Origin of the sequence: Chryseobacterium polytrichastri (genome assembly GCF_900142445.1) — a bacterium.
Taxonomy (GTDB): Bacteria; Bacteroidota; Bacteroidia; order Flavobacteriales; family Weeksellaceae; genus Chryseobacterium; species Chryseobacterium polytrichastri.
Map to the genome: position 1 here is coordinate 1 of NZ_FRAV01000061.1, position 9,662 is coordinate 9,662.

Consider the following 9,662-nt stretch of genomic DNA (forward strand, 5'->3'; position numbering starts at 1 on the left):
GAGAAATATAATAATCTAAATCAGGGTAAGACGTTAGGGCAATAAACATATCAGGATATTTTTCAGCAATTCAATAGGATGAGGAAAAATACAATGGGTATCACCATCATATATTAAAAAAAATCAAATGATAGCAGCCAATAGGTAATGGAAAATTCAACAAAAAAAATCCCTTACTTTTGAATCTAAATTCTATTTAAATAATTCATCAAGATCGCTTTAATTTTTTCGCCTCACAAGATATTCAAATACTCAATAAATTTGATATAACGTAATACAAAGGAGCTTCCCATGTAAACTTTTGAAAAATTTGGTTATTCTGATTTTACATATATCTGGTAACCGAATTTGACCCGATAAATCGTTTTTCCTATTTAGATTATCTAAACTTTTTGCGTAGTCCCCAAGTTTTGGAACTGATCCGATTTTGCGCCTGATCTGAATTCTGCTATCGAAATTATTACATACAAAAAAGCCTTTAAATAGTACTATTTAAAGGCTTTTAATATTTTTTAGTTTCTCAACTTGCGGAGAGAGAGGTAAAACCACCTATTCTTTAAATCTCTTTATTCATCGACATTTTCTGAAATCAAGGCTCGGCTACTCACCGAATTACTCACTTTTGAAATGTAGGTTTTTGATTCGTTTTGTTAAATCAAATATAAGAAATATTTTTTTAATTATTATCTTCGTGGTTAATCACACTCGGTTCGATAATAGTAATATTGTCCTATCAAAAAGGATTAATAAGTACACCCCACACTATTCTTAATTATAATATTTACTTAAGTTTATTCATTAATTACATAAGCTTCAACTTTATCTACAAACATCCAATCTACATCAATCCCAGAGATTTTTATTAAAAAAAGTCTTAAAAATTATTTTTCAATGAATTATAATCGGTGACAGTATTATCGGCTATATCAAATTTTTGAACATTTTTACCATTGTAAATTTTTATACCTTTTGTTGTTTTTAATCATGTATTATCATACGCTTTTCCAAAATTAGCTTTCCCTTTTCAATAAATAATTTGCTAACTCTACAAATGGTTTTTTGTTATCTTCTGATATGTCTGTTTTTTGAAGATAGCTTTGTGCTATTTCAGTATGTTTTTCAATTAGACGTAATGCTTTTTCATCCACTTTATTTTTTTTGAATATTTTTTCCACTTCATAAACCTTATCAATATTATCTGTTTTTTTTAAATACCAATAATCCAATTCTTTTATTTCACTTTCTGTTGCATGCTTTTTTGCAAGAAAATAAAGTAGTGTTTTTTTATTTTCATAAATATCTCCAGCATGCTTCTTCCCCAATTGAGATTGGTCGCCAAATACATCAAGATAATCATCCATCATCTGAAAGGCAATACCGAGATGCTTACCAAATTTTGCTATCGCAACAACGTTTTTTAATTTTGTTCCGGATATTAAGGCTCCGATAGCCAAAGATGAAGAACTTAAAGCTGCAGTCTTATAGGTAATCATTTTAATATAATCATCAAATGTAACATTTTGCTGAGTTTCAAAATTAATATCATATTGCTGTCCTTCACATACTAAAATTGTAGATTTCGTGAATACTTTTAGACACAATTTAAAGGTTTCAGGTTCTAGGTCTTCAAAAAATTTAAAGGCTTTGAAGACGAGCCCATCCCCTGAAAGAATACCAGAATTAATTCCATATAAGGTATGAACACTTGGCTTGTTTCTTCTTAAGGGAGCTTTGTCCATAATATCATCGTGCATAAGAGAAAAATTATGAAAAAACTCAATGGCCAATGCTGGCTTCACTGATTCTTCTGTATTGCCACCAAACATATCACAAGCCATTAACACCATCACGGGACGAATACGTTTTCCTCCCAGAGATATAATATAATTCATGGGCTCGTAAAATTCATTGGGTTTACTTTTAAAAGAATATTTATTAATTGCATCACCAACAATTTTTTGATATTGATTTAATATTTCCATAGTACAGTTTTTATAATAGATAATGTTTAATTTTTTTTATATAAAGCAATGCTAAAGACATTTTGAAAAGAAAGATTTTTTCAATTAATTCTAATTACGAGGTTTTTTTTGATAAATTATTCTGTAGATCACGAGGGAGTTTTAATTGTTGAATGTGTAGTTTGTTTTTCATGATTAATAAATACTTTATATCCTTATTATTTGAAATATTAATAGCTATAATCAACAAGTAAGCAATTATATACTATGCTAAATTTATTCAATAAATTTAGAAATATTTCTAAAATAAACTAATATTAATCTTAAATTTATATTTTCGATTTTGCTACAAACTATTAATCATGGAAATTAATGAAATTAGAAATCAAATTGTAGAAAAGCTCTGCAGCGAGTATTCTATCTGGTGTAATTTACTAAACAGTACACAACCGAAAAACTACATCTGCAATCAGTGGAAAGTAGATCTAAACCCGACAGATATAGATATTGATATATCCAATAAAAACTTCTTTGCCAATGAAGGTTTTTTCATATCTGACATCACTGTAAATTCAAATACTGATCGCGAAGATACACCTTATAATAAAGCTTTTACAGCTAAAGGTAAGTTCGAATTTGAAACAGAATACATAATAAATATTAAGGAAATAGATATTGATTTGGAGATAGATATTTTTTAGAAATTCAAGTTAATTATTTTGATTATTTATAATTATACAAATAATTATATTTTACAGAAAAATCCGTTTATTTTTCAACCTTTCTATCAAATAAATATTAAGAATATATTATTAATAAAGTCTACCTTGTAAAATTATTTTAACATATTTGTAAATTTAATATAAAAAATATCTAATATTGTTGATTTATTATTAAATTAGGTATCTGATAATTTTCACATGAAAAAGATAAATTTTAAAGTAATGATTGTAATATTTCATGTGTTTTTATTAATAAATTGAAATAGCTAGGGATTATAAATCCTATTGTTTAAGCCAATTATATATACTGCATAGCTTATAAGTAACTAATTTTAAATTTTCAACATCAATAGTTTTAATTGCACATCCACAAATCAAATCTAAAAATATTAACTATGAATGAGACAGACGTTGAATACTTTGAGGAATTTTATCTTTTATCTTTAAATTATCCTTGGGCGGCAGATTTAATAAATCCTCATGTAAAAGAATTGGGACCAGAACTGAACGAATGGCTGGATACAGAATATCCATTTCTTTCTTTAGAGATCCGAGAGAAATACAAGCAAGGAAACTACCATATTGCGACTGCTCGTATGGTTCCTTTCACACCTTCCTACGCGCATATAAGTGCATGCAGCCGATTTATGATCTGGGTTTCTATTGTTGATGACTATGTGGGTATGTGTACTGCTGAAGAGGTAGAGGAACTTCGTAAACGTTTTATAGATATTCTTGAAGGTAGCAACCCTTTACCAGACGCGGCTGATCTTGATCATGTATTGGCTAAATTAAGAGATGAGTACCTTGCTGTTAGCTCTCCTGAAGTTCTGAAATTATTTACTTATTTTCTTGATAGATATATTGAATATGGACTCAAAGCAGAAGCTCCTTTTAGAACGAGCCAGACTTTTCCTAAGCTGGAACATTACAAACTTATTAGGGAGTATTGTATAGGTATGTATGCATACGAGCCGTGGGCAGAGCTGTCATTGGGATATGTATTGCCGGAAGTAATTGAAAAGCACCCCGTGATTCTCCGTATTAGAGCTTTAACAGCAAGAATAATCGGTTGGCAGAATGATTTTTATTCCATCAAAAAAGAAATTAAGAAAAAAGGAGAAGTAATGAATCTCGTTCTTATTCTTATGCACGAGCAGAATATCCCTCTTGAGCAAGCTATTGAGCAAGCAAGGATGATCCACGACAACGATGTGGCTGAATTTGTGGCCCTACAAAATAATCTTCCGGATTTTGGAGAATGGAGCGAAAGAACAACAAAAGTAGTTGAATACCTATCATTAATGATTTCAGGTCTTAATACATGGTATTTAAAGGATACCCTTCGTTATAACAGCAACCATGGTTTAGCTGAAGCTGCTTTTGTTAGGAAGGAGTAGAGTTTTCTATCATTATAAAAGAACTATTAATATTTTATTATCAATCAAATAATATACATATGAGAACAACAAATTTTAATTTAAATTATACCTTTAATTCTAAGATTAGTCCTTATATTGATCTTGTGGATGAGCAACAGCAGTTATGGATTGAAAACTATCTTTGGATGCCTCAACCCATGAGACATGCTTACAAAACATCAAAAATTATAACATTAGCTGCAATTATTTTTCCCAATGCGGATTACCCGGGATTACTTGCAATATCCCGTTGGATATTATTAGGCTTTGCTTTCGATGATTATTATGATGCAAGTTCAAAAGAACAGTTTAGTATCATATGTAAAAAATCAATAGGTGTACTAAACGGTGCAAAGGTTGATTTAGAATCAGATTCAGTGGATGATATTTTCTTAAGAGAATTTGCAAGCGTAAGAGATATGTTCAAAGAAGTATCAAGCTCTTTTTGGTTGAAAAGATTTATTGCTAACCAAGAATTATGGCTAGAAGGAATGAAAGAAGAAACTGTATATAACCAATATACAGATAAGGTAGTTTATCCTACTTATGAGGATTATCTTTCTATTAGAGAAAAGATTTCAGGATGTTTAATCTTATCAGATTTTGTAGAAGTAGCATCAGGGTTTATGATACCTGAAGAAATTTATCATACCCCCTATATTCAGAAACTTCGACATCATATTACATTTTCCATCATGTGGAGTAATGATATTTATGGTGCTGCAAGAGAATTGGAAAGAAATGAAGTAATGAATTTGGTATTGGTTCTTAAAAATGAAAATAATTGTTCCCTTGAAGAGGCGTATGATAAAGCTGCTAAACTACATAATGATGGGATGGATGAGTTTATAAAATTATCACACAATATTCCGGATTTTGGTAAATACAATGGTGATGTTTTAATGTATATTGAAAATGCTAAATTGCTTTTGCAAGGGCAAAAAGAATGGCACGAAAATTCAGACCGGTATAAAAAAGAAGAAGCTTAGTCGCAATGCCAAATAGAATTATGATTAAATAATCGTTCCTTAAAATTACCAATTAAGAGTTGGAAAAAAGGTGACAATTGATTGATAATGGGTTCAAAGCACTGTGATAATCAGACTAAATTCCGAATATGTATGTGAAAAATATGAACAAGAGCTTAACTATTATTATGAAAGGTTTACCAACAGCAATGAGCCAAATTTCATACACTAAGAAGTTATTGCAATTTATTTATTCGAAGATAATCTTGAGGCCCTGCCTCAGGGACCAAAAGATGAAAAGTATGAAAAACAGACAGTTTTTTATAAAACCAAAAATGGAATCTCTTCCATTGAATACTTCGATTCTGCCCTTGGAATTATTTATTTTCTATTTACCTCTGTATTTTCCACCTCTAAATATTACAGAAATTTTATAGTGAAAGTTGAAAACCGAGTAGCTACGTCCTGAAGATTATTTTGAAAAGAAGCCTTATCCTATGCAGTAAATAGATGTATGGCAAATGTAGGAATTTGAAAAAAACTATTAATTACCAAAATGTAAAAGTTCAGAATTAACAATACCAAATTTTAAAATATGAAAGTATCAATCGTAGAAAAAGTAAATGCACCATTCATAACCAAAGAAGCAGAAATAGATGTTCCTATGGAAAATGAAGTATTAATTAGTGTTAAAGCGTCAGGGTTATGTCATACAGATTCACATTTAGCCACACACGATTTTGGAATGTTCACATTCCCCGCTTTATTCGGACATGAAATTGCCGGCGTTGTTGAAAGTATAGGTGAAAGGGTTACTGAATTTGAAGTAGGTGATCATGTAGTAGGTTGCTTGATTCAGTATTGTGGTCATTGCGAGTCGTGTTTAAGTGGGAGAAGCCATTTATGTTATCATCCAGAAGAGGTGATGAGAAAGCAAGGAGAAAAAGCCAGGGTTAAGCTAAACGGTGAAGATACTGAAATTACACAAGGCTATGGTCTGGGTGGTTTTGCAGAAAAAGCACTTGTGCATCAAAATCAATTGGCAAAAGTTCCTAAAGAAATTCCTTTTAGTAGAGCCTGCCTATTAGGTTGCGGAACAGTAACTGGTGCTGGTGCTATTATTAATACTGCAAAAGTTCGTCCTGGTGATTCTGTAGCAATTATCGGAGCGGGAGGAGTGGGCTTAAATGCTGTTTCTGGTGCTAAAATAGCTGGTGCTACAACTATAATTGTTATTGATATCCAAGATGATAAATTAGAATTTTCGAAACGTTTCGGTGCTACACATACTATTAATTCAAAAAATGAAGACCCTGTTGCCAAAGTTATGGAAATAACCGAAAGAGGAGTAAATGCTGCTTTTGATGTTGCAGGACTTCCTGTAACGTCAAAACAAGCTTTTTCAATGATACATCGAGGCGGAGGCGCTTATATAGTAGGAATGCATTATATGGGAACCAAAATGGAATTTAACGGAACGACAGACTTTCTTTTTCCTGCGAAAAAATTAGAGGGGGTAATAATGGGATCTACTAATTTAAAACGGGATATACCTATGTATGCTAATTTATACTTACAAGGACGGATGAACTTAGATGATTTGATTTATCAAGAGATACATATTGATGATGTTCAAAACGCATATGATAAGTTGAAAGAAGGGGGAATTATAGGTCGTTCCGTTATTACATCTTTTGAATAATTACAAATTTAACAATGCCTAATTTCTGTCAGCAGATTTTCGTCAAAATGCATATTTTCTGTGAGTTCATATTAAATTTTAGTGTTCACAGTTTAAGTAATCATTACAAAGTCTTGAGGAAGTGCGTGAATCCTATGATGAATATGAATGGGGCTGGTATACGAAAGGGAAAATATAGCACGGTCAGTATAAACTCTAAGTACATAAATGGCTTAAATAAATTAGTATTCAATTTATTTAAACTATAGTTAAAAACACTAAAGGCTCTTCTTTGGTGTTTTTTCAATTTGATAGGTTTTATTTTTTTAGAAACTCCCACTTTCAGAAGATCTGAAAGTGGGAGTTTCTAAAAAAATAATTAGGTGAGAAATTTAATATAAATGAGTGAATTGTCAATGGTTTACAATGCTAATAATTTAACAGCAAAGTAAATCCATAACTCATAATTGTCTTTAATAAAGCACTCCTAAACTTTCAACTGAAAAATTTAAAAGTTCGTCTGTATTTCCTTCTTTTACTTTTTTCACCCAATTAGGGTCTTGTAAAAGAGCTCTTCCGACAGCGACAAGATCAAAATCTCCTCTTTCCTGTCTTCTGATTAATTCTGATAAATCAGCTTTTCCCGTTCCTTGCCCTTGAAATGCACCAATAAAATCTCCTTCAAGTCCAACTGAGCCTACTGTAATTGTCGGTTGCCCTGTTATTTTTTTAGCCCAACCTGCAAAGTTTAAATCAGATTCGTCAAATTCAGGTTCCCAGAAACGACGTTGTGAACAATGGAAAATATCTACTCCCGCTTCTTTTAAAGGTAACAACCATTCTTCCATTTCAACCGGTGTTATAGCTAATCTGGATTTGAAATCCTGCTGTTTCCATTGAGAAAGACGAATAATAATCGTAAAGTCTTCTCCAACAGCAAATCTCATTGCTTTAACGATATCAACAGCAAATTTGGTCCTTTCCTTCAATGTTTTACCACCGTATTCGTCAGTTCTTGTATTGGTTACTTCCCAAAAGAATTGATCAATTAAATAACCATGAGCTCCATGAATTTCAAGAACATCAAAACCTAAATCTTTAGCTGATTTTGCAGAAACAGCAAACTGTGCAATTGTATCTTGGATATCTTCCAACGTCATGGTAGAAGCTTTTTCCATATCAACCAATGGATAATCTTCAGAACTTCTTATTTCACCCACATGCCAGATCTGAGGTCCCATTTTTCCACCATTTGCATGAACAGCATCGATTACCTTTTTCCAACCGTTTAAAGCTTCTACACCATAGAAATCAGGAATATTTTGGACATTCTTGGATCCGGGTCTATTGATTACAGTTCCTTCAGATAGAATCAATCCTACATCTGAAGCAGCTCTTCTAGCATAATACTCTGTGATTTGCTGAGTGGGTACTCCGTTATCAGATTGACCTCTTGTCATCGGAGCCATTACTACTCTATTTTTAAGTTGAAGACTTTTATAGCTAAATGGGCTAAATAATACATCTATACTCATTTTGTAATTATTTTATGTGACAATTTATTTTGTATGACAAAATAATAAATAATAGCTCACATCTGTATCTTGTGAGCAAAAAACTAGTATTTAAAAGTAACTAATGTAAGTAACGTATGATAAAGACAAAATTAATGAAATATAGCTGCCCTTTATACAAAGCAATGTGTGCCTTGGGAAACAAGGGGAACTCATCATTGTATTGGCTATCAAAGACCGTAAATTTCGTTTTGGAGAGCCCCCAAAGTTGGAACCATAATTTTTATGTATCCATCAAAAGATTTAGCTATAAAATCTAAAATTACATCTTTTGAATAATTACAAATTTAACAGTGCCAACTTTCTATCTGCAGATTTTCTTCAAGTCCATATTAACTAGTTGTACATATTAATCAGGTTTAAAGTCATGAGGCACACAATATTTGATTCCAGCGTATAATAATCCTATCGTTTTTTGAGACTTAGTTATAGCTATTATTAACTTTTCGGGGTTTGGCTATGCCTGACATCTTGATGCTGAAACCTTTAACTAAAATACAAATTTCAACTGCAGTGCAAACCTTGAATTATGAACTTTCCGCACACTATCAACAAACCTTTGTTGCAGGTTGCCGTTCTATTCTTCATCATCAGTTTCAACTTTGTTTCTTGTCCATTGTCCGCCTATAAAATCTCTTTCAGCTTCTTCTCCATATTCAAGGTCAAACACTTCGTTTAATGTGTTGTCTCGTTTAATTAGTTCTTCTAATGCAACTATTTTTATGTCTTCGGGGAATTGGTCGCCTGTCAAAAATTGCCAGTCACCATCAATATCGTGAACAATGCTTAAAATAGGTTTTTTCTCGTCAAGCCATTGTCGAGTTGTAAATATTGCAAGATTTTTAGGTTCGTTAAACTTAAAGTCTGCGTTCCTATCGAGTAATGGTTGTTTGAATAAAAACTCTTCTTCAAAATTTTCTTCCCAAGGGAGTTTATCGTTTCGGTCTGTCCATAAAACTTGCAAAGCGTTAAAATGAGGTATTCAATGGAAGATATCCTATTTTTAGTTTTATGAAAAACCATCTGTTTTTCAAACTTTTCCTCTTTTGACCCCGAGACAAGCCTCAAGGTATTCTCTTCGAATAAAACTCATTATATAGAATTAATATTTATCAATATTCTTTGAATTACAAACACAATAAACTACATTTGACATAACATAAATGTAAAAATTTATAGGTATTTAACATTTTAATAAATAAATGTGTTTTCATAAATCATTGAGTAATAAAAAACAACTTTATTGACTTATCCTTTTTATTAATATCATCAAATGCCTATATTTACAATAAATACTAATTTTTAATGGTAGGGAAAGCAGATAAAGAGCTTAGT

The 9,662-nt window shown here is 31.4% G+C and carries 7 protein-coding genes; 4 read left to right on the forward strand and 3 right to left on the reverse strand.

Features of this window, described 5'->3' with window-relative positions:
* Positions 1-1,010 precede the first annotated feature (1,010 nt).
* On the reverse strand, positions 1,011-1,982 hold the full coding sequence (locus BUB80_RS22380) for a polyprenyl synthetase family protein (RefSeq protein ID WP_073297898.1): 972 nt from the start codon (positions 1,980-1,982) through the stop codon (positions 1,011-1,013).
* 341 nt (positions 1,983-2,323) lie between these two features.
* On the opposite strand from BUB80_RS22380, the gene BUB80_RS22385 reads away from it, so the two are divergent.
* From BUB80_RS22385 to BUB80_RS22400, 4 genes are all read left to right on the forward strand, one after another.
* On the forward strand, positions 2,324-2,662 hold the full coding sequence (locus tag BUB80_RS22385) for a hypothetical protein (RefSeq protein ID WP_073297900.1): 339 nt from the start codon (positions 2,324-2,326) through the stop codon (positions 2,660-2,662).
* Positions 2,663-3,078: 416 nt separating this feature from the next.
* Positions 3,079-4,083, forward strand: a complete 1,005-nt coding sequence (locus tag BUB80_RS22390; RefSeq protein ID WP_073297902.1) for a terpene synthase family protein — start codon at positions 3,079-3,081, stop codon at positions 4,081-4,083.
* A gap of 59 nt (positions 4,084-4,142) precedes the next feature.
* Entirely contained in the window at positions 4,143-5,093 is a 951-nt protein-coding gene (locus BUB80_RS22395; protein ID WP_073297904.1) for a terpene synthase family protein, read from the forward strand.
* Between the two features lie 574 nt (positions 5,094-5,667).
* Positions 5,668-6,774 carry a zinc-binding dehydrogenase gene (locus tag BUB80_RS22400; protein ID WP_073297905.1) on the forward strand — a complete coding sequence of 369 codons (1,107 nt, stop codon included), beginning with the start codon at positions 5,668-5,670 and terminating at the stop codon, positions 6,772-6,774.
* A gap of 452 nt (positions 6,775-7,226) precedes the next feature.
* Here BUB80_RS22400 and BUB80_RS22405 read toward each other — a convergent pair whose 3' ends face one another.
* A complete protein-coding gene (locus tag BUB80_RS22405; RefSeq protein WP_073297907.1) occupies positions 7,227-8,288 on the reverse strand; it encodes an NADH:flavin oxidoreductase in 1,062 nt (353 codons plus the stop codon).
* Positions 8,289-8,904: 616 nt separating this feature from the next.
* Entirely contained in the window at positions 8,905-9,291 is a 387-nt protein-coding gene (locus BUB80_RS22410) for a hypothetical protein (RefSeq protein WP_073297909.1), read from the reverse strand.
* Positions 9,292-9,662 lie beyond the last annotated feature (371 nt).

Bases quoted from the DNA above. Each gene is read 5' to 3' on its own strand.
- BUB80_RS22380 (WP_073297898.1), bottom strand. From the start codon at position 1,982: ATGGAAATATTAAATCAATATCAAAAAATTGTTGGTGATGCAATTAAT.
- BUB80_RS22385 (WP_073297900.1), top strand. From the start codon at position 2,324: ATGGAAATTAATGAAATTAGAAATCAAATTGTAGAAAAGCTCTGCAGC.
- BUB80_RS22390 (WP_073297902.1), top strand. From the start codon at position 3,079: ATGAATGAGACAGACGTTGAATACTTTGAGGAATTTTATCTTTTATCT.
- BUB80_RS22395 (WP_073297904.1), top strand. From the start codon at position 4,143: ATGAGAACAACAAATTTTAATTTAAATTATACCTTTAATTCTAAGATT.
- BUB80_RS22400 (WP_073297905.1), top strand. From the start codon at position 5,668: ATGAAAGTATCAATCGTAGAAAAAGTAAATGCACCATTCATAACCAAA.
- BUB80_RS22405 (WP_073297907.1), bottom strand. From the start codon at position 8,288: ATGAGTATAGATGTATTATTTAGCCCATTTAGCTATAAAAGTCTTCAA.